Source organism: Novipirellula rosea (assembly GCF_039541335.1).
GTDB lineage: Bacteria > Planctomycetota > Planctomycetia > Pirellulales > Pirellulaceae > Novipirellula > Novipirellula rosea.
Genome location: NZ_BAABGA010000010.1, coordinates 63,159 through 85,822 on the forward strand (window position 1 = coordinate 63,159; position 22,664 = coordinate 85,822).

Genomic DNA, 22,664 nt, shown 5'->3' on the forward strand with positions numbered 1-22,664 from the left:
ATCTGTCAGCAAACGTCAGAGGGTACAACTGACGGATTCGCTGACGGTTTCGGTTGATGAAAACCCAACGATATACGAATAAAAACTCTCTCTCTCTTAATACGTCAGTGTGTCAGTCCCACTCGCCCGCGATACACGTTTACACGCATGAGGGGGCTGTCTGACGGATTCATTCATGACGTTTCTCTATTTCCCCTCTCTCAAGGAGTCGTTCGCCATGCCGCAATGCATGAACTGTCAGTTCTATCGCCAAGACAAAATCACGACGGAGCGAAACACCGGCAGCGGTGAATGCCGCAAGCGTCCGCCAATCGTTCCACGTGACTCACACGATCGCTTCTATCCCAATTTTGCCATCTTCCCAACTGTCTTCGAGAACGATTGGTGCGGCGAGTTCACTCCACGACGCAACGCGTCGGCCGTCCGCCGCGACATCGAAGCCAACGCCGCCTTCGACGCATCGCACGGGGATTCGACGGTCGGCGACGTGTGCGGTCTCACCGGCAACGCGTAGGTACTCCCGACCGATCCGTTCTCTGGTCAGGGCTACGGGAACAGCAGCCTTATTAGGCACAGTTAGTTTCGATTGTCCGAACGCAATTTCACGTCTGTCCGAACGCATCGGATCCCAAACCAACCACCCATCAAACCAACGACCGACCGAACCCTTCCCGTTTCATTCTCTCGCCTTGGAAGGGCAAACATGCAGGTCGCAATGTGGTCGCTTGATCGAATCAAGCCATACGAGAACAACCCTCGCATCAATGACGATGCTGTTGACGCCGTCATCCTCTCGATCAACGAGTTCGGCTTTCGCCAGCCGATCGTGGTCGATACCGCCGGCGTCATCATCGTCGGGCATACGCGGTTCAAGGCCGCGAAAAAACTCGGACTCGCCGAAGTTCCTGTTCACATCGCGACGGATCTCGAACCCGAAGCGGTGAAAGCGTACCGGATCGCGGACAACCGAACCGGCGAGAACGCTCAGTGGGACTACAACCTGCTGCCCTTGGAAATCAGCGGGTTACAAGAATCAGGTTTCGATGTTGAGTTGCTCGGCTTCGATGGTGATGAACTCGCCAAGCTGCTCGATCCCGGCGTCACACAGGGTTTGACGGATCCAGACGACGTCCCCGAACCGCCAGACGAGGCGATCACGCTGCCCGGCGACCTTTGGATCCTCGGCGATCACCGTTTGCTGTGCGGTGATTCAACCAGTGTCGAGGACCTCGATCGATTGCTCGCCGGCGCGAAGATTCACCTTTGTAATACCGATCCACCGTACAACGTGAAAGTCGAACCGCGCAGCAAGAATGCGATCGCGGCCGGCAATTCGTCGTTCGAGGCTGGCAAAGGCAAGACGAAAGAAGGCCCGAAGAAGATGCGGGCCAAAGATCGACCGCTTGCGAATGACTTCGTGTCCGACGAGGAGTTCGACCGATTGCTGAAAGCGTGGTTCGGTAACATCACTCGTGTTCTCGAACCCGGTCGTTGCTTTTACATTTGGGGTGGTTTCTCCAACATCGCAAACTACCCGCCGGTCCTCGCCGCGGCCGGTTTGTACTTTTCGCAGGCCATCATTTGGGACAAGCAACACCCCGTGATGACCCGAAAAGATTTCATGGGGGCTCATGAGTGGGCGTTCTACGGTTGGAAAGAAGGTGCAGGCCACAAGTTCTTTGGGCCAAACAATGCGACTGACCTGTGGCATGTCAAGAAAATTGCACCGCAGAAACTCGAGCACCTCACCGGCAAGCCGGCCGAACTCGCGGTGTTGGCGATGCAGTATTCATCTCGCAAGGGCGAGAACGTGCTCGACCTGTTCGGCGGCAGTGGTTCAACGCTGATCGGCGCGGAGCAGACCGGCCGCAAGGCGTTCTTGATGGAACTCGACCCGCCGTACTGCGACGTGATCGTTGATCGCTACCAGCGATTCACGGGCAAGAAAGCGGTCCTGGAACGGACCGGCGAGTCGCCGATCCCAGTTGGCAAACGCGAGGAGAACATGCGGTGACTAGAGTTCCTTGCAGGACCAAGCTCCGTCGTCAAAGACATAGACGAATCGAGCGCCGCAGTTCCTTGCGAAGTCAATCAACGAGTCGTTTGTCGGCAACTTGGCCGGCGGATCGCCGTCTGAGAAGCGTTCGGCCTCGCCGGTCTCGCGATTCAGACAACATAAGTCGCCACCCGAGACGAGTTCCTCAGCGGCGGTTTGGGTTTGGTAGCTTTGCATCAGAATTTCTCCGGTGTGTTCGGGGTAACCGTCGTAGTGAAGGTAGACCGCTGCGTATGTTCGGTCGGCGCGGCGGACGGCGATCGTCGCTCGTGTGGACATGGTGGTTTCTCCTTAGTTCGTTGTGTCGGCCGGCAGTCGCTCGACGACGTCCGGTGGAATGGAAAGCATCAGCGACCGGCCGTTTTCCCAGTCGACATCCACTTGCGTCCAATCGCTTTGTGGGTAAACGCCGGCCACCGTTCCGGTGGTGCCGACGGGAATCGGATCGGGATCGTCGGTCATCGAAAGCAACCGCACGCGATCGCCCGCCTTGAGATTCGTTTTCATGGTTTCGTTTCCTAGTTGCGAGCGTTGTTAGTTTCGTCGACCAGCGCGGCGACTTCAGAAAGTTGAGCGTTGACCAAGTTCAACGCTCGCACGTGTGTCCATCGCAGTGCCTTGTTGTCTGGCCGAATCATTCGGTCGAGTTGAAACTCGATGTGCTGCAGCAGGTCGCGAGCAATCTGGTGAGCATTTTCGTAGGCCGGCGCGGGTTGGATTGGCTGAGGGTTAAGCGTTTGAACTTCGCTCATCGCTGGTCTCCTTTCTCGTTGAGATAGATTTCGGTGCCGTTTTCGAGTTCGACCTTGGCCGCGCCGACGCGTTTCGCATCGGCGACGATTGTTTGCACTGGTAGTCGTTCTTCAACTTCGATTCGCCGGCCATCGGCGAAGACAACAGTCGATCGCCATCGCTGCGGTTGCACCTTCTTCATTTCGTTTCTCCGTTCGTGTTGTTTGAAAAACCGTTCGTACACTCACACATGAGCCATGGGTTTGCCGACACATCAAGCGAAGTCCGCGAAACATTCCAAAACTTGTGAATGTTTTTCGCCGGAATGTAATTGCCCGCGACGTGGCCGCGTGTCGCGTCGCTCGGTTGCGCCGCGTGGTTACGGCCGTCACGACGAAACGCCCGCACGTTGCCAACGTCGGGCGTTGTCGGCGGCGTTCGGACTAGAAGCCGAGCGGCACCAAAACGTGGGCGTTCTTGCCCGTGACCGCGAACTCTTCGCCGGCTGTCGTCGTCGCAAAGATCGTTTCTCCGCGGCGGACCAAATATTCCACCACGCCGGCTGCAAAGTTGTCGCCGGCGAGCGACCGCAGTTCGTAACCCATGTCGGGTTCCGGCGGTGCGGTTTCTCCTTCGGCCAAGTCGTTCACTTGGCGGACGTCGCAAATGAACTTCATCGCTACGCCCTACGCTCTCGCCGTGAACCGGCCGCGATCCGTTTTGACGAACCGGCTTTCATCGCCGCGTTTCATGTCGCGCAGGATCGCCGAGTACAGCGTCGCGTGCGGGGTCTTACCGCCAGGGCTTTCCCACAGGCCGGCGTCGACCATGGCGGCGATCATCTCCTGCGCATTCATCGGTTCGCCATTGTCGGTCAGAACCTTCAACGCTGCTTTGACGCACGAGAGCTTCTTTTCGCCGCCTGTGGCTTCCGCCGTCTTCTTCGCGACTCGTTTTCGTGCCCGCGTTTCGGTCGCCGGCGTCCCGGCCGCTCTCGCCGAACCCTGCAAGCGGCCGGCCGTTTTGATTCGCACCTTCTTTCCCGTCGAAAGGTTGGTCGCGTCCCAACCTCCGCTCGAATTCTCCGCGTCGATTCGCACGGTCACCTTCTTGTTGGTCACCGTTGCGAAGTACTCGCTGCCGATCTTTACGTCTGTCTTTTTCATCTTTGTCTCTCCGTTTGGGATTCGTTCGTGGTTGGCTGCCATCGTCAGGCCGCGGGAACCACCCGCGACAACGCCCATTTGCGTTTCGGCTTTTGTCCTTGTGAATCGTGCCGCGGTTCCGTCCGCGCCGGTTGCCTTGCGGCGGGCGGTCTACACAACCGCACCCAAAAGGCTCTTGTTGAGCCGGTCGAGCATCTCGCAAAAGATGTAGTGCTCTTCCAAGAGCGGGCCGTCCGGTCCCAGGTCCGCGTCGGCTTTCTCAAGGGCGTCGACCAAAGGGCGAAGTTCGTCGGCGATCTTGTAGTACGACTGGCGAATTTCCTGATACGTTTCGGGGTCGAGCTTTCGCATCTCGGTGCGAAGGGCCGCGGCTTTGGTCTTTTGCGTTTCGTTCATGGCCATATTTCTGTCTCTCGTGAAAAGGGTTTTGAAATCGTTTTGCCGTTTGGCGTTAACACACATGAGCCATGCGTTTCGCCACGCAGCAAGCTAAGTCTGGAGGTAATTCGCAGTCTTTCTCGATGTTTCCAAACGTTGCCGACGTTGGCGCATGTGGGCCGGCGAGGAAAATCGGCATGGTTCGCCGAGCGTTGGCAACAGCGCACGACACGGGCCAATGTCGGCGGCGATACAACGAGAAACGGCCGCGCTGGGGAGCGTGGCCAAGAGGTTGCGGGCGGGTATCTATTCGCCGGTCGGAGCAACGAAGTCCTTCAATTCCTTCAGCCGTTCGCAAAGGTGCTGCAGCGAACCGACGTGTTCCCAATTGATGGGATGGTCCGTATCAGGGGCCGGCATGTCTTCGACGATTTGGTGAAGGTCTTCGAGCAAGGTCAAAGCCCGGACATGCGAGGCGGTGTAAGCGTCTTCGACTCGAGCGGTGTTCTTTGCCATGGTTGGGTCTCCGTTGTTGGAAAGGGGGAATGCGTTTGCGTTGACACACATGAGCCATGCGGTTTCGGACACAGCAAGCGAAGTTGGGGAAAGTTTTTGAATGTTTCCCGAACTCGCTTTCGCGCGTCTCGTTTAGCAATCGCGGCATGTTTCCCAGGCCCGCTTGCTGCCGTAGCAAATCTGGCCACCCTCGACGATGTAGACGATCGCGTCGTCGGCGACGTCTTGATCATCGAAGTACTCGCTGGGGTCGTCCTCGCTCGCTTCGTTCATCTCCGCGCCGCTGGTGACGCCGGCGATACGGTTTTCAAAGGGCCAGTTCTCTTGCGTCATCAAACGCACTTCGGCGTCCGGACCGTGTTCGTCGCGGTACTCTTCGAGCAATCCGATCAGTTGGTCGATGGTCATATTTGGGTCTCCGTTGGGGTGAATGAAAAACCGTTTCGTATGACCACACATGAGCCATGCGTTTCAAAACACAGCAAGCGAATCCAGCCAGTAATTCGCAGTCTTTTTGAATGTTTTTTTAACTCGCCGACGTCGCCCAAGATTGCGGCGTGTGTCGCGACGCGAAACGGTGGCCCGCTATTAGTCACATACGCCGTTGACGCGACACGATGTACACGTGCCGCCCTAAAACCAAAGAAACGCCGCGAGGTGCATCGCGGCGTTGGTGGGGTGAAAGGCCGTCGGTCGTTAGACCGCTTGGTCGTATTTGCGGGCCAAGTCGAGAAGCTTCTTTTTGACCGGTTTCCAGTCGCAGGTTTGTTCGCCGACCGAAAGTTCGCCGAAGCGTTTGTTGCGAAGGTCGCCCTTGTACCAACCCTTGGTCCATCCGAGTCGGTAGAAGAGCCGGTTCAATTCCGTTTCACCGTGGCCGGCATCCGGTCGGTCCCAGCAAGATTTGGTGCCGGGTTTCTTGGCGTAGTCCCATCCGCTGCAGCGTTTTGTATTGAGGGCAAGTTCTACCAAACCCAAGATCATCTGGATGTATCCGATCAGTTTCGTTTTGTTGAGCGTTCCGGCGAAGGCCCGAATCTCGATCCGGTTTCGGCCGGCGGCCAGGTGCGTCAAATTCAAAAGGTGGTAGCGATCTCGTTCGCAGCGTGTCTTCGCCGCGTCTTTGTTGCCGTAGGTTTTGATTTGTTTCGCCCAGTGAGTGCGTTCGCGGCGTTTGGTGCCGGTCGAAGCGTAGATGGCTCGTTCGTGGTTCGCGATCAGCGAAATCAGTCGGGCCAAGGCCCCGGCGTCGCCGTTCCAGGAAACCGTTACGTGAAGGCCGCAAGATTCGTTAACCCGTGCGCCGCGTTCTTTGATCGCGTCGACCGCGGTCTCTACGTTGGCGAGTCCTTCGTAGCCGCGAAGGACTGGCGATACGAACTCGCATGGTTTACGTCCGGCCGGTGTGCGGATGCTACCGTCGCGTTCCGCTTTCCAACCCGCGGGCAGCCAAGCGACCGGCAAGCCGTTGTGGTATCCGCCGATCGGCGTGCGGTCGGTGCCGGGCATGTGGGTTTCGATTTCGATACCGAAGGCGATGTCGTTGGCGTGCATGGTTTGGTCTCCGAAAGGCGTGTGAATTCGTTTGTTGAATGCACATGGAGCCATGGCTTTCGGAGCACCTCAAGCGAAGTCCGGCAGTAATGTTTCAGTAATCTGCAGCTTTCTTTTCATCCCCACACGACGCCAGTTTTGGCCCAACGTCGCCAGCTAAAACATGCGGCCGACGATGCCAAACATGCAAACAAACGCGACAGTCGCCAACGTGTGCGGCGTGTTGCGAACCAACCCACGGAGCCCGTCATGGAAGGCAAACGAGAGAATGTTGACCCCACAAAACTTTCGGTCGAGCAACTTTCAAAGTTGTTGAGCAATGCGTACCGCCAACGCGTTCCGGAGGAACAAATCGCCGCCGACGTAAAAGCCGGCGCACCGACCAACGTTGACGGCACGATCAACTTGGTCGTCTACACCGCTTGGCTCTTACAGGAGATGCACCATGGCGACTGACCCGCGACGAATGAAACCGAGCGAGTGCTGCCGGACGCTCAATAGCATGCCGCTCGGTGAGGTGATTAACGAACGCCAGCTCTATCGCTATCGAACGCGAGCCGGCAATCGTATTGGAGACGGAACGCACGTCGATCTTCTCCGCTTCACTGCCTGGCTAGTCGAAGAACGCCATCGTCCGAAGCCGCCAGCCGACGAGGATCCTTACGGCAAGGTCAAAGACAAAGCCCGCGCCCGTAACGCAGCAATCGCATTGGCAGGTCGAGACATCGGTGACTTGCCGGTGATCGAAGACCCGCAGCGCAAATCAAAGGCCGCCGGTAGTTTTCGATACTTCTGCGAAGCGTATTTCTCGCTGACGTTTCATCTGCAATGGTCGCCGGATCACTTGAAGGTGATTGAGCGAATCGAGGAAGCGGTCGTTCGAGGTGGACTGTTTTCACTGGCGATGGCACGTGGTAGCGGCAAAAGTTCACTGGCGGAGGTCGCTTGCATTTGGGCGGTACTCAATGGCTATCGTGATTTCGTTTGCCTGATCGGCAGCGACGAAGGGCATGCCTGCGATATGCTCGACTCGATCAAAACCGAACTAGACGCCAACGAATTGCTGTTGGCCGACTATCCCGAAGTCTGCTTTCCGATTCAGGCATTGGACGGCATCTCCAACCGTGCTAACGGACAGCTCTACCAGGGAAAACGCACGCAGATCGGTTGGACCGCCAAAGAGGTCGTCTTGCCAACGATCGCCGACAGCAAAGCGAGCGGTGCGATCATCAAGGTTGCCGGCCTGACCGGACGCATCCGTGGAATGAAGTTCAAGCGGCCGGATGGCAGAACGGTTCGCCCGTCGCTTGTCGTACTCGATGATCCGCAAACGGACGAGTCTGCTCGTTCGCTATCGCAGTGCGCCAACCGCGAGGCGATCCTTGCCGGCGCGGTGCTGGGACTCGCCGGCCCAGGCAAGAAGATCTCGGGCATCATGCCATGTACTGTCATTCGTCCCGGTGACATGGCCGACAATATTCTCGATCGCGACAAGCACCCGGAATGGAACGGTGCCCGAACGAGAATGGTCAACTCGTTTCCTACCAACGAGACCTTGTGGCAACGCTACGCCGAAATCCGCGCCGAGGGTTTGCGTGCCGGCGATGGTGGAGCTGCCGGTACCGCGTTCTATCGCGAGAATCGCCAGGCAATGGACGAAGGTGCCGACGTCGCGTGGAAAGAGCGTTTCAATCACGACGAATTGTCGGCGATTCAACACGCGATGAATCTGAAACTACAAGACGAAGCTGCCTTCTTCGCCGAGTATCAGAACGAACCGCTTCCCGAAGAGCGAGTCGATGCCGACCAGCTCACTGCCGAGCAGGTAGCCTCCAAGATCAATGGACTCGAACGATGCTGCGTTCCCATTTCGGCGAACCATCTCACCGCATTCATCGACGTGCAGCAAAAGCTCTTGTTCTATGTGGTCGCAGCGTGGGAAGACGATTTCACGGGCTACGTTATTGACTACGGAGCGTACCCCGATCAAAGCCGAGCGTACTACACGCTTCGCGATGCACGCCACACGCTCGCGACTGCCGCGGACGGCACGGGACTCGAAGGCAGTATCTATGCCGGCCTCGAATCACTCACCGAAGATTTGCTTGGCCGTGAATGGCAACGTGACGACGGCGCGGCAATGAAGGTCGGGCGGTGCTTGATCGACGCCAACTGGGGCCACTCCACCAACGTCGTCTACCAATTCTGCCGGCAAAGCCCACACGCTTCGATCCTATTGCCGTCGCATGGCCGGTTCGTTGGTGCGTCCTCGAATCCATTCAGCGAATACAAACGCCGCCCCGGCGACCGTGTGGGTTTGAACTGGCGAATCCCGAGCGTCCATGGGAAGCGCGCGATCCGCCACATCATCTACGACACGAATTGGTGGAAGTCCTTCACGCATGCGAGGCTCGCTGTCGCAATGGGCGACCGTGGTTGCTTGTCCGTTTACGGCAACCAGTCCGAAACGCACCGCATGTTTGCCGAACAAATCACCGCCGAGTACTTCATTAAGACCGAAGGCCGTGGGCGAACCGTCGACGAATGGAAAGCCCGACCCGAGCAACCCGACAACCACTGGCTCGACTGCCTCGTCGGCTGCGCGGTCGCTGCGTCGATGCAGGGGGCGTTGCTGTTTGGAACCGATGGGGAACTGACTCGCCGACGCGAACGAGTCAGTTTCAAAGAACTTCAGAAGCGAAAACGAAACTAAATCGAGCCTTTCTGAACATTCGCGTACAAGTGTCGTCTGCTACGGCATAGGTAACCAGGGATGAAGCAATGTTTCAAACCAAACGTTAACTATGTCTGAAGAGTTAAAAGATGTGATACACGACAACGCGATGGGGCCTGCGAAGGCGTCCGGTGATGCTGGTTCGGTTGAGCAGCACAAGCTGACGGAGCAGATCGCTGCGGACAAGCATCTCGCTGGCAAGGACGCAGTACGCAAGCCGAATCGCGGGTTGCGTTTTAACAAGATCGTGCCGCCTTCGGCTGGCTGATTTTTCTGTTTCGGTTTGGGAAGTGCATAGGGCTGCCGGGGACGGCAATAGGATTACAACACGGATGTTGAAGCGTTTGTCAGGGATTATCGAGCAAGTATGGCGTGGCGGAGCTTCCCACTCTTCTTCCGCGCCGGGACGCTCGCCCCGGCAGCCCTTCCTTTCGCGGCTTCGTGCGAAGTACGACGCCGCAAATACGACTCTCGACAACATGAAACATTGGTCGCGGGCCGATGGATTGTCCGCCGCGGCTGCGAATAGTACGGATGTTCGACGTACGCTTCGCAATCGGTCGCGATACGAAGTTGCGAACAACAGTTACGCTCGCGGGATCACGCTGACATTGGCGAATGACGTGGTTGGCACCGGGCCGCGTTTGCAAATGTTGACACCGGACGATGCCGCGAATCGTTTCGTTGAGGCGGAATTCTTTGCTTGGGCCGAGGCGGTTGGATTGGCCGAAAAGCTGCGAACGATGCGGCTTGCTCGTGTATCGGACGGTGAATCTTTTGGACTGCTGACCAGCAACGAGCGAATCGACGCGAGAGTGAAACTCGATTTGCGATTGATCGAAGCGGACCAAGTTGCATCCCCGACGCTAGTTGCTGACCGTTCGAGATATATCGACGGCATTCAGTTTGATGCCGACGGAAACCCGATCACTTACGACGTCCTGCGTGAACATCCTGGCGATGTGACATTCACGATCGACGAAGAATTCGACACGGTGCCGGCCGCCGCGGTGTTGCACTACTTTCGGTGTGATCGTCCCGGACAAATTCGCGGCATTCCCGACATCACGCCGGCACTGCCTCTATTTGCACAACTTCGACGCTTCACGCTCGCAGTGCTTGCCGCCGCCGAAACGGCCGCCGAGTTCGCCGGCATCCTGTACACCGACGCTCCGGCGAATGGTGAAGCCGACTCCGCGGAACCGTTCGAGCCCATCGAACTTGAGAAGCGAATGTTGCTCACGATGCCAGGCGGCTGGAAGATGGCTCAGATGAAATCGGAGCAGCCCAGCACGACGTACGCCGAGTTCAAGAAGGAGATTCTGAACGAAATCGCTCGTTGCTTGAACATGCCATTCAACGTCGCCGCTGGCAATTCCTCGGGTTACAACTATGCATCTGGGCGACTCGATCACCAAACCTACTTCAAGTCGATCCGAGTTGAGCAAACCCAACTCGCTCGCGTTGTTCTGGATCGCTTGTTGAGTGCTTGGCTTCGCGAAGCCATTCTCATCGAGGGCTATCTGCCCAACTCGCTTCGCACGCTCGATTCAACGTTCGAGCACCAATGGTTCTGGGACGGTCACGAGCATGTGGATCCCGCCAAAGAAGCCAATGCCCAAAAGATCCGTCTCGCCAATCATACGACCACTCTGGCCATCGAATTTGCGCGGCAGGGGCGTGATTGGGAGACGGAACTCAAACAGCGTGCCAAAGAAGTGTCGCTGATGCGTGAGCTTGGTCTGTCCGCCAGCGATGAAACTGAAACCAAACCCTCAACCAAAGTCACGGAAGACAATGCCGAAGACACAGCACGCGCCGCTTAAAGCCGGCGCCGAATCCGTCCCAAGTTCGCTGCGAATCGTCTGTGATGATGCGGCGACGATCACACTGGCAGCAGCCGAGACGCCGGAAGTGGGTAAGCCTTCGCTGCGCAAGTTCTCGATGACCGCTTACACCGGCGGAGCGATGCGGCTTGGTGGATGGCCTTATCCGGTCGTCGTTGACCTCGCCGGCATGAGAGTGACCCGAAAGTCGCGACCAATCCTGAAAGACCATGATCGCGGCAGCATCGTCGGCCACACGGATGACATCGCGATCACTGATAAGTCGCTCGAAGTGTCTGGCGTGATCTCAGGTGTCGGTGCGACTGCTCAGGAAGTGATTGCGACCAGCGAGAACGGATTCCCTTGGCAAGCATCACTCGGTGCGAGTGCCGACAAGGTCGTCTTCATCCCCGAAGGCAAAGAAGCAAAAGCCAACGGTCGAGACCACAAAGGCCCGGTCTACATCGCCCGCAAATCAACGCTCGGCGAAGTCTCTTTCGTGGCCCTCGGTGCCGACGACAACACCGAAGCTCGAGTCGCTGCCGGCCTGGCTGAAGACGAAGAACCTGACGAACCAGACACCGAACCCACGGACGAACTCGAACCGGTCAACGCAAGTTTAAACATGAGCACGAAGCCCAAGGCCGACACGAAGCAACCCAAGCAATCATCACCAGTCGAAGACATGCGTGCCGAGGCCGCCGCTGAATCACGCCGCATCGCCGGTATTCGCAGGTTGTGTGCTGAAAACCATCCCGACATCGAAGCCGATGCAATCGAGCAAGGCTGGTCCATTACGAAAACGGAACTCGCCGTGCTGCGAAGCGAACGCCCCAAGGCTCCCGATCAAACCCAAAACTCACCGCGTTACACCCGCGAAATCCTCGAAGCCGCTGCGTGTCTCTCGGTCGGCATCGAGGAAAAGGTGCTGCTCGCTGGCTATGGCGAGAAGACGCTCAACGCAGCCGATCCGCTACGCCACATCGGTTTGCGAGAACTTGTCGCCGAGTGTGCTCGCAGCGAAGGCATCGACGTTCCGCGTGTCTTTGGCGACGGGACCGCAACGATTCGTGCCGGTTTCAGTTCCATGAGTCTGCCCAGCATCATGGAAAATGTCATGAACAAGACGTTGCTGGCGGCCTATCAAAACACGCCGATCGCCGCTTTCGATCTGTGCAGTGTCGGAACCGTCACCGACTTCAAAGAAGTGGCCCGCTACCGATTGCTCGGCACCGGTGGCTTCGAGCAAGTCGCACCCGATGGCGAATTGAAGCACGGAAAGCTGTCGGAACAGAAATACAGCAACAAGGCCGACACCTATGGTCAAATCTTGACCCTTACACGTCACGACATCATTAACGATGACCTGTCGGCCTTTATGGACATTCCGCGTCAAATGGGACGCTCGGGAGCCGAGTCCATCGACGATTTGTTCTTCACGCTGCTGCTGAAGAACGCCGGCTTCTTCTCCTCGTCCAACGCAAACTTGCTGCAGGGTGCCGACACCAAGTTCGGACCCGATGCACTGACGGTCGCCAAGACCACCTTCCGCAAACAGAAAGCCGGCCCCGGTGGCAAACCCAAGGACCAAAAGCCGATCAACATCCGGCCCGAGTTCCTGGTCGTGCCAGTTGAGCTGGAAACGGAAGCCGAACTGTTGATGGGATCGTCGCAATTGATGATCGACGCCCAGGGATCACCCACCAAGATCCCGGTCGATAACCCGCACCGCAACAAGTACCGGATCATTTCGACGCCGCACCTATCGGACTCTTACTACCCCGGTGCCAGTGCCGCCGCGTGGTACTTGTTCGCCAACCCGCAAGTGTTGCCGGCATTCGAGATCGTGTTCCTGAACGGTCGCCGCACGCCGATCATCGAGCGAGTCGAAATGCCACCCAACACCCTCGGCATGGGCTTCCGGTCTTATATCGACTTCGGTGTGAATAGCCAAGACCACCGAGCGGCCGTGAAAGTCGCCGGCGAGTGATTGCCCGCTGATCGTTCATTCTCAAGCCTACCGCCTCCAGCCTGACAACTCCTATGCAAGCTCAATTCATTCACGATGGCAAACAAGTTGACTTCACACCCGATGTCGACGTCCCTGTCGGCTCGATCGTCATCCAAGGCGACCTGGTCGGCATCACCAAACGCGACTTGAAGGCCGACACGCTCGGCTCGATCGCGGTCGAGGGAGTGTTCGACATTCCCAAAGACCCCGCGGACGCGGAAACCTACACCGCCGGCCAGATGGTGTACGCGACCGTCGACGGCATCGTCACCGAAGTGCCCGACGGTTCGGTCTACCTCGGCAAAGTTGTCTCCGATGCCGAACCGACCGACAACTTCGTTCGCGTTCGTTTGAGCCAGTGATGACCCACCGTGAACAACCCCATTATCGCGGCCGTCGGTGCGGTCCACGTCCACGAGGGTGTGACCATTCCGATCGTCACCGACTATGAAATCACCGCCGGCAGCGTCGTTGTTCTCGGCAAGCTGGTTGGCGTTGCCAAGTTCGGCATCTGTCCCAAGTCTCGCGGCAGCATCACCGTCGCCGGCGTCTTCGACGTTGTCAAAGACCCAACGACCAACATTCCTGCTGGCACCATTCTTTACTGGTCCAAGATCAGTCACCACGTCATCAAGAACCAGTACCAGCACTCGATGATCGGCATCGCGGTGGAGGACGCGCCACCGAGTTCGCTGACCGTCAAAGTCAAACTGATTCAGTAATCACACCCAAAACGAGGTCCTCGCATGAAAGCGAAACTGCGCACGCTTGGCGTCGCATGCTTGCTACTGATTTGCACGGGCTGTTTGCCGGAGGGCGACGTTCAAGTCCGCTCGCTACCGGCACCACCGCCCGAACAACCGATCGCCAATCTTCCCACCCCCTTGCATCAACGAAATTGGACGGGACGTCTCAATCAAGGCAGCTGTGTTCATGCCTCGCTTGTGAATCACCTGCGTTGGCTCAACGAGTTTGAACTCGGCGAACGTTGGCGTGCGACCTACAGCGATGGCGAGTGGGACTCTCGTTTGCGAAGCCGACTCGACGCGGCTAACATCGACTACAGCTATACGACCAAAGCCGACCCGCGCTTTCTGGATTGGGCGACGGCGACTCGGCGCGGTGCAATCCTGTGGTGGAAGCCGGCCCATTGTTGCACTTTTGTCGGCTGGGTGAATCGCGACGGTCGGCAATACGCAGCGATTCTCGACAACAACTATCCCGGCCGGTTTGAACTCACGCCACGCGAACAATTCGTGCGTCTCTGGGCTGGCTACGGCGGGTTCGCCCTGACGGTGATGGAAGACCCGGCCAGTTCCTTGCCCTATCGAAGTTATGAGGTCATTGATGAAAGATGAAATCCGGATCCGACTTAGCGTCGGTCTGATTGTGGTCGCTGTACTACATGCAGTGATGCTCGGAGCAGTGTTCACGGCATTGCACCGAACTCCCGCAGCCGACACGAACGAATCTTGGCGATTGCCGGCGGCAAGACCCATCAACGAGGCTGGAACACGAATCCAACAACTACCGCAACCCTCGCACGTCAATTTGGAAGCACAAGGCGAACTGAAACAACAGTCTGGCTACTGTCCGCCGTGTCCACCGAATGCGATTCCAACGGTGCAGCCGTATCGTATCGTGCCTACAGGCCCAACAATTCCAGCACCGATAATCGTCACTCCCGCGTCGACGAGCAGCACGCGACCGGCAACGCAAGCCGAACAAGCAAAGAAGCGTTATCAAATTGCATTGTTTGTCGGCAGCGACGCCAATAGCCAACGTTTGCTTGATTGGTTCAATACGGACCCAAATCTGGTGAAGTTGAAAGCAAAGTGCGCATTTCAAGTTTACACCGAATCAAACGCGCTTTACCGAACACGATACGCAGACATCGTGCCGGCAGACCAATTCCCGGTCGTGCTTTTCCAGGACTCAACCGGCGGGCATGTCCACGCGGCGGGTCACACCATGTTGCCATCAACTGCTCGTGAACTCTACGACGACCTGCGACACGGCTACGAACTCTATCAACAAACACGCCAAGCCCAGAAGACTGGTGCACTAAAGACGCGAGGGTATTCCTGGGACGCTGCGATCTCACCAACGCTGCAGCTCTCGTCCGAGGATTGCCCCGATGGTTATTGCCCGATTGAACCTGCCGACAATAGATGGCGGCCTTTCGATCGGGATCATGACGGTGATCGCGATCGACTCTTCGACCGAGACTCTGGTGGACGCAACGCGTTGATTTGGGCGGGGGCTGGTGAGATGGCCACCCTCGCGTTGATCTTCGTTGCGGTTCTGTTGCTCGGATTCATTCTCATTAAACGAGGCCTGTGAAACTTATGATTCTTGGAATTGCAACTGTCGTCGTCCTGGTCCTGGTTGCCGTCGCCATTCTGCCGGCGAAGAAGCGAGACCGTGACTCATCCAACCCGAAATTCGTGCAGTCTTTTGCGCGGCCGGCGAACTTTCGGCAACAACAACTTAGCGAAGAAGCGGAAGCGATCGCTGACGAATATCAACGGCGAGCCGACGAAGCCTGGCGTGAAGAGCTTGGCGAGAAGGCGACTGCCCTGTTTCAGTCGAAAACGACATCAGCACCGAAGCCACGCAAATCGTGAGCGACATGTTGCAACGAGGTCAGTCGTGGCTTTCCGCCAAGCTGACCCAGTTCGCCTCGCGGGCGGTCATCTACCAGCGTGATGAACTCTCGGTTGAACTGCCGGCCACAATCGGTAAGTCGGAATACGAACAGGATGACGGCGAAGGTGTCATCACGCGTGCTCAGGTCCGCGACTTTCTGATTAACACGAAGGACTTACTGCAATCCGCCATTGGAACATGGCCTCGACGCGGCGATCGCATTCTCGAAACGGACGGCGACACGACCTTCGTTTACGAACTGATGTCCATCGGCAACGAGCCGCCGTGGCGATACAGCGATCCCTTCCGCGTCAAACTCCGCATCCACACCAAACTGGTTGACACGATCACATGACAGCAACGCCTGCAACCGTCATTCAAATTGCCGAAAGCGTCGTCGCGGAAATCAACGCCGGCTCTTTCAGCAAGACCAACCTCTCCGCGCAGCGACTTTACGTCCCCAACTTTGATCTCGAAGACATGAAGGAACTGCGGGTCACCGTGGTGCCTCGCGAGGTTGAATACCTGCCTCTCGATCGAGCATCGAACAAGTATCACGCCACTATCGACGTTGCAGTCCAAAAGAAGTTCAGCAAGGGCGATGCCAAAGAGATCGACCCGCTGGTGTTCTTTGTCGAAGAACTGGCCGACTACTTCCGACTCAAACGCCTCAACTCGTTCGTGGCAGCCCGCTGTATCAAAGTCGAAAACTCCGTCCTTTACTCCTCCGAGCATTGGACCCAGTTCAATCAATTCACGAGTCTGCTTTCGTTGACGTTTGAGCTGGCGAAATGATGCACATTCGGGCTCGCGTGCATTTCACGCCGGGCCAACTGAAAAAGAAGGTCAACCAAGCGACCTTCAAAAGCCTCGGTCATGCAGCCGGCACGGTCCGGACGACCGCAAAACGATCTATCCGCAAACGCAAGAAACCATCCAACCCCGGATCGCCGCCCAGCTCGCCGACCGGAATGCTGCGTCGCGTGCTCCGCTACGAAGTGGACCGCGAACGCGAACAAGCCGTCATCGGTCCGGTCAATGAAATCGCTGGCCGGTTGTGGAACCTGCACGAATTCGGTGGCGTTGCTACAAAGCGACGCAAACTGAAGCGACACCGGTTCCGCGTTGGCGAGCACGGGCCGATCCGTGCGAAACAGCCCGGCAAGTTTGCCCGCATCAAGTTGCTGACCGTCGCTCAGGCCAACCGAGCCACACGACTGATCGAAGAAGAGAACGAACGACGTGGAGCCAGAAAGCCGCGACGATATCCCAAACGCCCGTTCATGAAACCAGCGCTCATCGCCAACCAAGCTCGCCTGCCAAAGTTCTGGCGTGACTCGGTGAAATAGTCTCTCGACCCAGGATGGAATCGAAACATGTCAGCAGAAGTGAAACTCGGTCTCGATGCCGTCCTGACCATCGACGGGGCCGAGATCAAGAACGTCAAGGACTTGACGGTCAATCTCGAAAAGGCCGAAGCCGACGCATCAACTCGTGACAACAACGGCTGGCGAGCCACAGTCGGCACTCTGAAAGACGCGTCAATCGAATTCACGGTGCTCAACAAGAACGGTGACACCGCGTTCGGGATGTTGCAAGGACTATGGAGCAGCGGAACGCCGACGGACGTTGGCATTTCGGATGCTGGCGGATCGCTGACGCTGACGTGTGAAGTCATGAACTTCAATGTCAATCAAAACCTCGAAGAGGTGGTGTCGGCCGACGTTACATTGAAACCAACCCAATCATCGTCCGGCAGCGGAATGAACGTCGGTAGCGGCACGCCCTAAGTAATCCTCGGAACGGAACTCCATGCAGAAATTCATTGATCGTCGTGGTCGCGTCTGGATCGTCGACATCGACAACACCACGCTTCGCCGCGTGAAGGCACTCACCGACGTGCGATTGCTGGATGCGATCGACGGCGATTTGGTCACTCGGTTGTCGAGCGACCCATTGTTGCTGGGCGATGTGTTGTTCGCGATTTGCAAGCCGCAAGCCGATCAGCAAGACGTTGACGACGAATCGTTCGCCGAGGGTCTGGCCGGCGACTCGATCGACGAAGCATGTAAGGCATTGGTGGATGCGTTGGTCGCGTACTTCCCGGAGTCCCGACGCCGTCTTCTGCGGAAGGCGGCCGACAAGCAGAAGATGATCGAGACGCGGGGCTTGGCAGCGATCGAGCAGCGGCTGGACGATCCGAATCTGGTGGATCGGATTGTGGAGGATCTGGAACGCAAACTCGCGGTGCCGACATTGAACGACTCATCATCCGACTCGCCGGCATCATCGGAGTCGACCCAGGACCACTGACGCTTCGGCAACTCGTCCAAATGGCTGAAGCTCGGCGTCAGCACGATTGGCACATCGCCAGCAGCGTGATGGCACTGACCGCTGAAATCAATCGCGATCGAAAGCGTCGCCGGAAGCCGTTCAAGCCCGATGACTTCAATCCCTACACGGTCACGCGGTCCGTTCCGGTGAAAGCCACTGTCGAACAAGTCGCCCATCTGCTTGGCGCACGATTCCAACCCCGTGAGAACGATTCTCCATGTCCCAAGTCCGAGCCGGATCCGCCTACGTCGAACTGCTGACCAAGGATGCAGCATTCGTGAAGGGTCTGCGGTCGGCTCAGAAGCGTCTGGAATCGTTCGGTGCGTCGACGCGGTTGCTTGGCACCAAACTGATGGGACTCGGCGCGGCCGCCGGAGCACCTCTGGCCGGCAGCGTCGCGATCTTCTCCAACTTCGACGACGCCGTGCGGGGCGTCGCCGCGATCACGCAAGCGACCGGATCGCAACTTGAATCGCTTCGCAATACCGCGAAGAAACTCGGAGCAACCACAAGCTACTCGGCCAGCGAAGTTGCGTCATTAATGACCGAACTCGGTCGTGCTGGTTTCAAGCCTGAGCAGATCGAGAAGATGACGGCCGCCGTGATGAACATGGCCCGCGCGACCGGAACCGATGCGACTCAGGCATCCGGCATCATGGCAGCGACAATTCGCCAGTTCGGAATGGAAGCGGGCGAAGCGACGCGAGTCGCCGATGGTCTGACCGCCGCAGCGAACAAATCGTTCAATACGGTGGAATCTCTTGGCGAAGCCTTGTCTTACGCCGGCCCCGTCGCCGCCGATGCGAACATGAGTCTCGAAGAAACTCTCGCGATCCTCGGCACGCTCGGCAATATGGGCATCCAAGGTTCGTCGGCCGGTAACGCGATGCGACGGTTGCTGACGATCAGTGCCGCCGAATCCGAGAAGTTCAAAACCACGTTCGGTGTCACGACCAAGGACGCAAAGGGCAACGCTCGATCGCTCGTCGACATTCTTGGCGAAGTCGCTGCAGCGACCGCGAAGATGGGCACGGCAGAGAAAGCCGAAAAGCTGAACGAGGTGTTCGGACTGCTCGGCATCACTGCGGCCAGTTCGATCGGCAAAAGCGTTGCCGATACACGGGAGTTGTATTCCGAATTGCAAAAGGCAGGTGGAATCGCTGGCAAAACGGCTGAAGAGATGGAGGGCGGACTCGGCGGAGCGTTCCGAATCCTGAAATCATCCATCGAAGGAGTCGCAATCGCCATCGGTGAATCGCTCGAAGGCAGCGTCACGACGATGGTGCAAGCATTCAGTCGGGCGGCATCGGGCGTGATCGAGTGGATCAACAAGAATCAAAAGATCGTCAAGATTGCTGCTGCGAGTGCCATCGCCATCTTCACGATCGGCGCGGCATTGTTCGCCCTCGGTTCGTTCGCTGCCGTTGCATCATTCGCAATAGGTGGACTCGCGTCTATCTTTTCATTCATTGGTGCGTCGATCGGCGTGATCGTCTCTGCCGTCGGACTTCTCTTCACACCGCTGGGCCTGGTTGTGGCAGCAGTCGCCGCGCTCGGTGGCTACTTTCTCTACTCGACTGGGATCGCTGGCCAGGCGGTCGAGTATCTCAAAGGTGTTTTCGAGACACTCAAAGCCGACACCCTCGCCGCATTTGGCGCGATCGCAAACGCACTTGCCGCTGGTGATATCACGGCGGCAACCGACGTGCTGTGGACGTATCTGAAACTCCAATGGGTTAAAGGCACCACCTATATCAAAGGCCTCTGGGCCGACTTCACTCAATATATCTCTGACGTGTGGGCCGATTCCGCTTACGCGATCGGGGATGTTCTCATTGGTGCCTTGTCGGGACTCGCTGGTGTTTGGAACAGCACGCTCGGTTTCATGGCCGATGGCTGGACGATTCTCACCTCGGCCGTGCAAAAAGGCTGGAACAATACGATCGGGTTCCTGAAGAAGGGATTCCTGAAGCTCCACGAACTCGTTGACATTGCTGGCGACGTCTCGGTGCAAATTGGTGGAGTGCTCATCAACGCATTGGCCGGCGTTGAGAACGCTTGGGTCGAAACCGTCGATTACCTTGCGGATACCTGGACCGTATTCGTCGGTCAAGTGAAGTCGATGTGGAATTCAACCGTCGGATTCCTCAAGAAGGCATGGATCAAACTCAAGGGACTGTTCGACGACGACATCAACGTCGATGTCGAAATGGCAAAGATCGACGCGGACACTCGAGCGGCCGATGCCGCTGAAGAACAGCAACGTCAGCAAGCGATCATTGAGCGTCAGCGCCGCCGATCGAAGCGAAAGGAGCAGATCGAAGCTAATCGCGTCGAAATGCAGAAAGGCATCACCGCTCAACTCGAAGCCCGTCGCAAGGCTCGTGAAGGTCAGGATATCGACGCTGACATGCGAGCGATCGACGATGAGACCGACGCGAAGAACGCGATCGTTGACCAATCGAAGGAACAACAGTTTCGCGAGAACGACGCGGCGCAGTCCAATCGTCAACAAATCATCGACGACACGACGGTCGGGGTGCAACGCACGCTCGATCAGATGCGAGCGGAAGCGAAAGCCGCACGCGAAGCAGGTCGGCCCACGGCTGAAGATCGCAGCAAAGAACGCGACGAGCAAATCTCGACCGCACAGGCCGAGTTTGATGCTGCCGTAGAACGAGCGGAAAATGCAACGGCTCCTTCGGACGCTGAACCAAATGCAGACGACGCGGCTCCCCCGGAACCTCCGGTCGCTCCGCCCAAGATGCCTGAGCCCGGCGCAGTCGAAATCCCCAAGGTCGATCTACCCGGCATCGACGATCCCGAGCTGCAACCTCCCAATGCGAAAGATCTCCGTCTCGACCTGAACCCAGACGCTCAGGCAGCGATGGACCAGTTCGTAAACGGTCCCGAAACCGATCGCACTGAAGTCGCCGGAAATTTTGATGCGAGAGGTCTGGGGCTAGGCAGTGGAGCATCGACGATTCCGCAACAGGTCCCTGAGCCACTCAAGAAGCTCGATCCGATTGCAGCAGAGAATGATCCCATCGAAGTCATCGTCGCGCCGCAATTGAAACTGCAGCCCGAGCAAGCCGACGAGCCTAAACCAATTGGCGACCCAGGAAACGACGTCGCCGACATCGTTGTCAATGCTCCGAACGTCGAAGTGATCGCGGGCGACGCACCCGTTGCGCCCGCGCCGAATATCGACGTGAATACTGCGAACAATCCGACAATTGCTTCGCCTGAAGTTCAGACACCCGACGTCAACGTGCCGGCATTGGACAAACCCGACGTCACCATTCCCCGGATCGCTGTACCAGACGTCAGTGCGCCCTCGGTCGCGATCCGCGAACAACCGATCAACATCAAGTCGCCGACGCAGAATCCGCCGAGTGTCTTGGTGCAAAGCGATTCGCAATCGGTCGAGACGCCAGTCGATCAGGTAAGCGATGTGACGGTCGACATGCGAGAAGCGAACGGTCAGCCCGAGGCATCGGATTCAAACAGTCCGTCTGACCTGGAAACCTCGCCAACACTCGACATCGCTGCATTTACCGAGGCCTTCGCTTCCATCGGTCGTTCACTCGCGGCGTTTGACTCCGCGATCACCAGCAGCACGTCGCAATTACAACTGCCTGCGATGTCTGGCGGCGAATTCAGTGAGGACATGAAACGGGCAATCATCCAAACCGCTGAGAACACTCGACGCCTTGTTGAACGTTCACAGTCGGGAGGGTTGGTGTTTAGCTGATGTCACTCTCCACCGGCGGATACAACTTTGAGGTCGCGGCACTCTCCGAAAAAGCGTCGCGAGGGAAATCCCACTCCGATTTCACGTCCTACGTCGCGACAAACGGCGGGGCTGTTGATCCGGCCGCCGCTGCGAGTGCCCTGTATCAATATTACAAGGCAAATCACAAGGACCTGATCCCGTATCTGCAAATCGACTCGGAGTTTATCAACCAGAAGCACACCCTGGTCAGCGTCACGATCAACAAGACCAAACTCGATCCCGTGTCGTTCAGTACGACCGGAGCCACAACCCATCTGAATCAATCGCTACAGACTCGTGGCATCTACTCAGCGCCGGGGATCGCAGCCCCGGTCTACCACGGAGCGATCGGCGTCAGCGATTCTGGCGTTGCCGGCGTCGACATCACGGTTCCAGCGTTTGAATTCTCCGTTCGCAAGAAGTTTGAGTTCGTTTCCACGGCGTATCTGCTTGCCATGGTGTCGATGACCGGCCGAGTGAATTCGACGCCGTGGTCAATCTTCTCTCCTGGTGAGGCGTTGTTCCTCGGTGGCGAAGGCGGCGAAGACGAACAGAACTGGGTCGATGTTACTTATCACTTCGCCGCTCGACCGAACGAGTTCGCGATGACGGTTGGAAACATCACCGGCATCACCAAGCAAGGTTGGGACTACTTGTGGGTCAAACACGGCGAGAAAGTGGTCGGCGATCGCGTGCTGCAAGTTCCTGAGGCAGCGTACGTTGAACAGGTCTATCACGGAGGAAACTTCAACGTGTTGGGGATCAACTGATGACCCGACGCGTGAAACCAGGCGATCAGTTCGCGATCACTGCCGCTGAATACAACCGGCTGCTCGTTGCTGCGGAAGCCTCGCATCGCAATCGACTTCCAGGCGGAGGTGGACCTCGCACTCATTTGCGAAACGCCGCAACCGTTCGCGTCCACAACCTGTC

General features: G+C 57.5%; 31 protein-coding genes and 1 other RNA gene. 20 read left to right on the forward strand and 12 right to left on the reverse strand.

From position 1 onward, the window contains the following. The first annotated feature begins 175 nt into the window (after positions 1–175). Both ABD971_RS03660 and ABD971_RS03665 read left to right on the forward strand, forming a co-directional pair. Positions 176–514 (forward strand): hypothetical protein, encoded by a 339-nt coding sequence (locus ABD971_RS03660; RefSeq protein WP_345319503.1) that lies wholly within the window; start codon positions 176–178, stop codon positions 512–514. A gap of 189 nt (positions 515–703) precedes the next feature. Next, on the forward strand, positions 704–2,014 hold the full coding sequence (locus ABD971_RS03665; protein WP_345319505.1) for a DNA modification methylase: 1,311 nt from the start codon (positions 704–706) through the stop codon (positions 2,012–2,014). Here the strand turns inward: ABD971_RS03665 and ABD971_RS03670 are convergent, their stop codons facing one another. The 11 genes from ABD971_RS03670 to ABD971_RS03720 form a co-directional block, all read right to left on the reverse strand. Further along, on the reverse strand, positions 2,015–2,335 hold the full coding sequence (locus ABD971_RS03670; protein WP_345319507.1) for a hypothetical protein: 321 nt from the start codon (positions 2,333–2,335) through the stop codon (positions 2,015–2,017). A 12-nt stretch (positions 2,336–2,347) separates the two neighbouring features. Then, a complete protein-coding gene (locus ABD971_RS03675) occupies positions 2,348–2,563 on the reverse strand; it encodes a DUF4314 domain-containing protein (protein WP_345319509.1) in 216 nt (71 codons plus the stop codon). A gap of 11 nt (positions 2,564–2,574) precedes the next feature. Next, positions 2,575–2,808 carry a hypothetical protein gene (locus ABD971_RS03680; protein ID WP_345319511.1) on the reverse strand — a complete coding sequence of 78 codons (234 nt, stop codon included), beginning with the start codon at positions 2,806–2,808 and terminating at the stop codon, positions 2,575–2,577. After that, complete coding sequence (locus tag ABD971_RS03685; protein ID WP_345319513.1) at positions 2,805–2,990, reverse strand: hypothetical protein; 186 nt, start codon at positions 2,988–2,990, stop codon at positions 2,805–2,807. The genes ABD971_RS03680 and ABD971_RS03685 overlap by 4 nt, the downstream gene beginning before the upstream one ends. 241 nt (positions 2,991–3,231) lie before the next feature. Next, positions 3,232–3,465, reverse strand: coding sequence for a hypothetical protein (locus ABD971_RS03690; protein ID WP_345319515.1), 234 nt, complete (start codon positions 3,463–3,465; stop codon positions 3,232–3,234). Positions 3,466–3,474: 9 nt separating this feature from the next. Further along, positions 3,475–3,954, reverse strand: coding sequence for a winged helix-turn-helix domain-containing protein (locus ABD971_RS03695; protein ID WP_345319517.1), 480 nt, complete (start codon positions 3,952–3,954; stop codon positions 3,475–3,477). Between the two features lie 29 nt (positions 3,955–3,983). Further along, positions 3,984–4,045, reverse strand: an RNA gene (locus ABD971_RS03700) — hammerhead ribozyme type II. 59 nt (positions 4,046–4,104) lie between these two features. Next, positions 4,105–4,356, reverse strand: coding sequence for a hypothetical protein (locus ABD971_RS03705; protein ID WP_345319519.1), 252 nt, complete (start codon positions 4,354–4,356; stop codon positions 4,105–4,107). Between the two features lie 282 nt (positions 4,357–4,638). Next, positions 4,639–4,848, reverse strand: coding sequence for a hypothetical protein (locus ABD971_RS03710; RefSeq protein WP_345319521.1), 210 nt, complete (start codon positions 4,846–4,848; stop codon positions 4,639–4,641). Positions 4,849–4,980: 132 nt separating this feature from the next. After that, positions 4,981–5,256: a hypothetical protein gene (locus ABD971_RS03715; protein WP_184302038.1), complete on the reverse strand. Its 276-nt coding sequence runs from the start codon at positions 5,254–5,256 to the stop codon at positions 4,981–4,983. 288 nt (positions 5,257–5,544) lie between these two features. Further along, positions 5,545–6,402, reverse strand: a complete 858-nt coding sequence (locus ABD971_RS03720) for an amidoligase family protein (RefSeq protein ID WP_345319526.1) — start codon at positions 6,400–6,402, stop codon at positions 5,545–5,547. A 138-nt stretch (positions 6,403–6,540) separates the two neighbouring features. Between ABD971_RS03720 and ABD971_RS03725 the strand changes: the two genes are divergently transcribed. From ABD971_RS03725 to ABD971_RS03810, 18 genes are all read left to right on the forward strand, one after another. Then, positions 6,541–6,858, forward strand: coding sequence for a hypothetical protein (locus ABD971_RS03725; protein WP_345319528.1), 318 nt, complete (start codon positions 6,541–6,543; stop codon positions 6,856–6,858). Beyond that, complete coding sequence (locus tag ABD971_RS03730; RefSeq protein WP_345319530.1) at positions 6,848–9,115, forward strand: terminase gpA endonuclease subunit; 2,268 nt, start codon at positions 6,848–6,850, stop codon at positions 9,113–9,115. The genes ABD971_RS03725 and ABD971_RS03730 overlap by 11 nt, the downstream gene beginning before the upstream one ends. Before the next feature lie 91 nt (positions 9,116–9,206). Further along, on the forward strand, positions 9,207–9,404 hold the full coding sequence (locus ABD971_RS03735) for a hypothetical protein (protein ID WP_345319532.1): 198 nt from the start codon (positions 9,207–9,209) through the stop codon (positions 9,402–9,404). A gap of 64 nt (positions 9,405–9,468) precedes the next feature. Continuing rightward, positions 9,469–10,962, forward strand: coding sequence for a phage portal protein (locus ABD971_RS03740; protein ID WP_345319534.1), 1,494 nt, complete (start codon positions 9,469–9,471; stop codon positions 10,960–10,962). Next, positions 10,934–12,952, forward strand: a complete 2,019-nt coding sequence (locus ABD971_RS03745; protein ID WP_345319536.1) for a phage major capsid protein — start codon at positions 10,934–10,936, stop codon at positions 12,950–12,952. The genes ABD971_RS03740 and ABD971_RS03745 overlap by 29 nt, the downstream gene beginning before the upstream one ends. A gap of 53 nt (positions 12,953–13,005) precedes the next feature. After that, entirely contained in the window at positions 13,006–13,335 is a 330-nt protein-coding gene (locus ABD971_RS03750) for a DUF2190 family protein (protein WP_345319538.1), read from the forward strand. A gap of 9 nt (positions 13,336–13,344) precedes the next feature. Beyond that, positions 13,345–13,695: a DUF2190 family protein gene (locus tag ABD971_RS03755; RefSeq protein WP_345319540.1), complete on the forward strand. Its 351-nt coding sequence runs from the start codon at positions 13,345–13,347 to the stop codon at positions 13,693–13,695. Between the two features lie 24 nt (positions 13,696–13,719). Next, positions 13,720–14,331 carry a hypothetical protein gene (locus ABD971_RS03760; protein ID WP_345319542.1) on the forward strand — a complete coding sequence of 204 codons (612 nt, stop codon included), beginning with the start codon at positions 13,720–13,722 and terminating at the stop codon, positions 14,329–14,331. Continuing rightward, positions 14,321–15,316 carry a hypothetical protein gene (locus tag ABD971_RS03765; protein WP_345319543.1) on the forward strand — a complete coding sequence of 332 codons (996 nt, stop codon included), beginning with the start codon at positions 14,321–14,323 and terminating at the stop codon, positions 15,314–15,316. The genes ABD971_RS03760 and ABD971_RS03765 overlap by 11 nt, the downstream gene beginning before the upstream one ends. Before the next feature lie 5 nt (positions 15,317–15,321). Then, positions 15,322–15,600, forward strand: coding sequence for a hypothetical protein (locus ABD971_RS03770; protein ID WP_345319545.1), 279 nt, complete (start codon positions 15,322–15,324; stop codon positions 15,598–15,600). A gap of 5 nt (positions 15,601–15,605) precedes the next feature. Next, a complete protein-coding gene (locus ABD971_RS03775) occupies positions 15,606–15,977 on the forward strand; it encodes a hypothetical protein (RefSeq protein WP_486348642.1) in 372 nt (123 codons plus the stop codon). Next, positions 15,974–16,417, forward strand: coding sequence for a hypothetical protein (locus ABD971_RS03780; protein ID WP_184301770.1), 444 nt, complete (start codon positions 15,974–15,976; stop codon positions 16,415–16,417). Before ABD971_RS03775 ends, ABD971_RS03780 begins: the two co-directional genes overlap by 4 nt. Next, positions 16,414–16,971, forward strand: a complete 558-nt coding sequence (locus ABD971_RS03785; protein ID WP_345319552.1) for a hypothetical protein — start codon at positions 16,414–16,416, stop codon at positions 16,969–16,971. The genes ABD971_RS03780 and ABD971_RS03785 overlap by 4 nt, the downstream gene beginning before the upstream one ends. A 27-nt stretch (positions 16,972–16,998) precedes the next feature. Beyond that, a complete protein-coding gene (locus ABD971_RS03790) occupies positions 16,999–17,412 on the forward strand; it encodes a hypothetical protein (RefSeq protein WP_184301764.1) in 414 nt (137 codons plus the stop codon). Between the two features lie 22 nt (positions 17,413–17,434). Continuing rightward, positions 17,435–17,935, forward strand: coding sequence for a hypothetical protein (locus tag ABD971_RS03795; protein WP_345319555.1), 501 nt, complete (start codon positions 17,435–17,437; stop codon positions 17,933–17,935). A gap of 20 nt (positions 17,936–17,955) precedes the next feature. After that, complete coding sequence (locus ABD971_RS03800) at positions 17,956–18,216, forward strand: hypothetical protein (RefSeq protein ID WP_345319557.1); 261 nt, start codon at positions 17,956–17,958, stop codon at positions 18,214–18,216. Continuing rightward, positions 18,174–21,710, forward strand: a complete 3,537-nt coding sequence (locus tag ABD971_RS03805) for a phage tail tape measure protein (protein ID WP_345319559.1) — start codon at positions 18,174–18,176, stop codon at positions 21,708–21,710. Before ABD971_RS03800 ends, ABD971_RS03805 begins: the two co-directional genes overlap by 43 nt. Next, positions 21,710–22,501 (forward strand): hypothetical protein, encoded by a 792-nt coding sequence (locus tag ABD971_RS03810; RefSeq protein ID WP_345319561.1) that lies wholly within the window; start codon positions 21,710–21,712, stop codon positions 22,499–22,501. Before ABD971_RS03805 ends, ABD971_RS03810 begins: the two co-directional genes overlap by 1 nt. Here ABD971_RS03810 and ABD971_RS03815 read toward each other — a convergent pair. Further along, the gene (locus ABD971_RS03815) at positions 22,465–22,626 is read right to left on the reverse strand and encodes a hypothetical protein (RefSeq protein WP_345319563.1); all 162 of its coding nucleotides are present in this window, start codon (positions 22,624–22,626) and stop codon (positions 22,465–22,467) included. The two genes, ABD971_RS03810 and ABD971_RS03815, sit on opposite strands and share 37 nt — an antisense overlap. Positions 22,627–22,664: the final 38 nt, after the last annotated feature.

Bases quoted from the DNA above. Each gene is read 5' to 3' on its own strand.
- ABD971_RS03745 (WP_345319536.1), top strand. From the start codon at position 10,934: ATGCCGAAGACACAGCACGCGCCGCTTAAAGCCGGCGCCGAATCCGTC.
- ABD971_RS03740 (WP_345319534.1), top strand. From the start codon at position 9,469: ATGTTGAAGCGTTTGTCAGGGATTATCGAGCAAGTATGGCGTGGCGGA.
- ABD971_RS03765 (WP_345319543.1), top strand. From the start codon at position 14,321: ATGAAAGATGAAATCCGGATCCGACTTAGCGTCGGTCTGATTGTGGTC.
- ABD971_RS03750 (WP_345319538.1), top strand. From the start codon at position 13,006: ATGCAAGCTCAATTCATTCACGATGGCAAACAAGTTGACTTCACACCC.
- ABD971_RS03810 (WP_345319561.1), top strand. From the start codon at position 21,710: ATGTCACTCTCCACCGGCGGATACAACTTTGAGGTCGCGGCACTCTCC.
- ABD971_RS03715 (WP_184302038.1), bottom strand. From the start codon at position 5,256: ATGACCATCGACCAACTGATCGGATTGCTCGAAGAGTACCGCGACGAA.
- ABD971_RS03665 (WP_345319505.1), top strand. From the start codon at position 704: ATGCAGGTCGCAATGTGGTCGCTTGATCGAATCAAGCCATACGAGAAC.
- ABD971_RS03785 (WP_345319552.1), top strand. From the start codon at position 16,414: ATGATGCACATTCGGGCTCGCGTGCATTTCACGCCGGGCCAACTGAAA.
- ABD971_RS03815 (WP_345319563.1), bottom strand. From the start codon at position 22,626: ATGAGTGCGAGGTCCACCTCCGCCTGGAAGTCGATTGCGATGCGAGGC.
- ABD971_RS03685 (WP_345319513.1), bottom strand. From the start codon at position 2,990: ATGAAGAAGGTGCAACCGCAGCGATGGCGATCGACTGTTGTCTTCGCC.
- ABD971_RS03760 (WP_345319542.1), top strand. From the start codon at position 13,720: ATGAAAGCGAAACTGCGCACGCTTGGCGTCGCATGCTTGCTACTGATT.
- ABD971_RS03730 (WP_345319530.1), top strand. From the start codon at position 6,848: ATGGCGACTGACCCGCGACGAATGAAACCGAGCGAGTGCTGCCGGACG.
- ABD971_RS03795 (WP_345319555.1), top strand. From the start codon at position 17,435: ATGCAGAAATTCATTGATCGTCGTGGTCGCGTCTGGATCGTCGACATC.
- ABD971_RS03710 (WP_345319521.1), bottom strand. From the start codon at position 4,848: ATGGCAAAGAACACCGCTCGAGTCGAAGACGCTTACACCGCCTCGCAT.
- ABD971_RS03695 (WP_345319517.1), bottom strand. From the start codon at position 3,954: ATGAAAAAGACAGACGTAAAGATCGGCAGCGAGTACTTCGCAACGGTG.
- ABD971_RS03770 (WP_345319545.1), top strand. From the start codon at position 15,322: ATGATTCTTGGAATTGCAACTGTCGTCGTCCTGGTCCTGGTTGCCGTC.
- ABD971_RS03720 (WP_345319526.1), bottom strand. From the start codon at position 6,402: ATGCACGCCAACGACATCGCCTTCGGTATCGAAATCGAAACCCACATG.
- ABD971_RS03705 (WP_345319519.1), bottom strand. From the start codon at position 4,356: ATGGCCATGAACGAAACGCAAAAGACCAAAGCCGCGGCCCTTCGCACC.
- ABD971_RS03675 (WP_345319509.1), bottom strand. From the start codon at position 2,563: ATGAAAACGAATCTCAAGGCGGGCGATCGCGTGCGGTTGCTTTCGATG.
- ABD971_RS03790 (WP_184301764.1), top strand. From the start codon at position 16,999: ATGTCAGCAGAAGTGAAACTCGGTCTCGATGCCGTCCTGACCATCGAC.
- ABD971_RS03780 (WP_184301770.1), top strand. From the start codon at position 15,974: ATGACAGCAACGCCTGCAACCGTCATTCAAATTGCCGAAAGCGTCGTC.
- ABD971_RS03670 (WP_345319507.1), bottom strand. From the start codon at position 2,335: ATGTCCACACGAGCGACGATCGCCGTCCGCCGCGCCGACCGAACATAC.
- ABD971_RS03805 (WP_345319559.1), top strand. From the start codon at position 18,174: ATGTCCCAAGTCCGAGCCGGATCCGCCTACGTCGAACTGCTGACCAAG.
- ABD971_RS03680 (WP_345319511.1), bottom strand. From the start codon at position 2,808: ATGAGCGAAGTTCAAACGCTTAACCCTCAGCCAATCCAACCCGCGCCG.
- ABD971_RS03690 (WP_345319515.1), bottom strand. From the start codon at position 3,465: ATGAAGTTCATTTGCGACGTCCGCCAAGTGAACGACTTGGCCGAAGGA.
- ABD971_RS03735 (WP_345319532.1), top strand. From the start codon at position 9,207: ATGTCTGAAGAGTTAAAAGATGTGATACACGACAACGCGATGGGGCCT.
- ABD971_RS03660 (WP_345319503.1), top strand. From the start codon at position 176: ATGACGTTTCTCTATTTCCCCTCTCTCAAGGAGTCGTTCGCCATGCCG.
- ABD971_RS03775 (WP_486348642.1), top strand. From the start codon at position 15,606: ATGTTGCAACGAGGTCAGTCGTGGCTTTCCGCCAAGCTGACCCAGTTC.
- ABD971_RS03800 (WP_345319557.1), top strand. From the start codon at position 17,956: ATGGCTGAAGCTCGGCGTCAGCACGATTGGCACATCGCCAGCAGCGTG.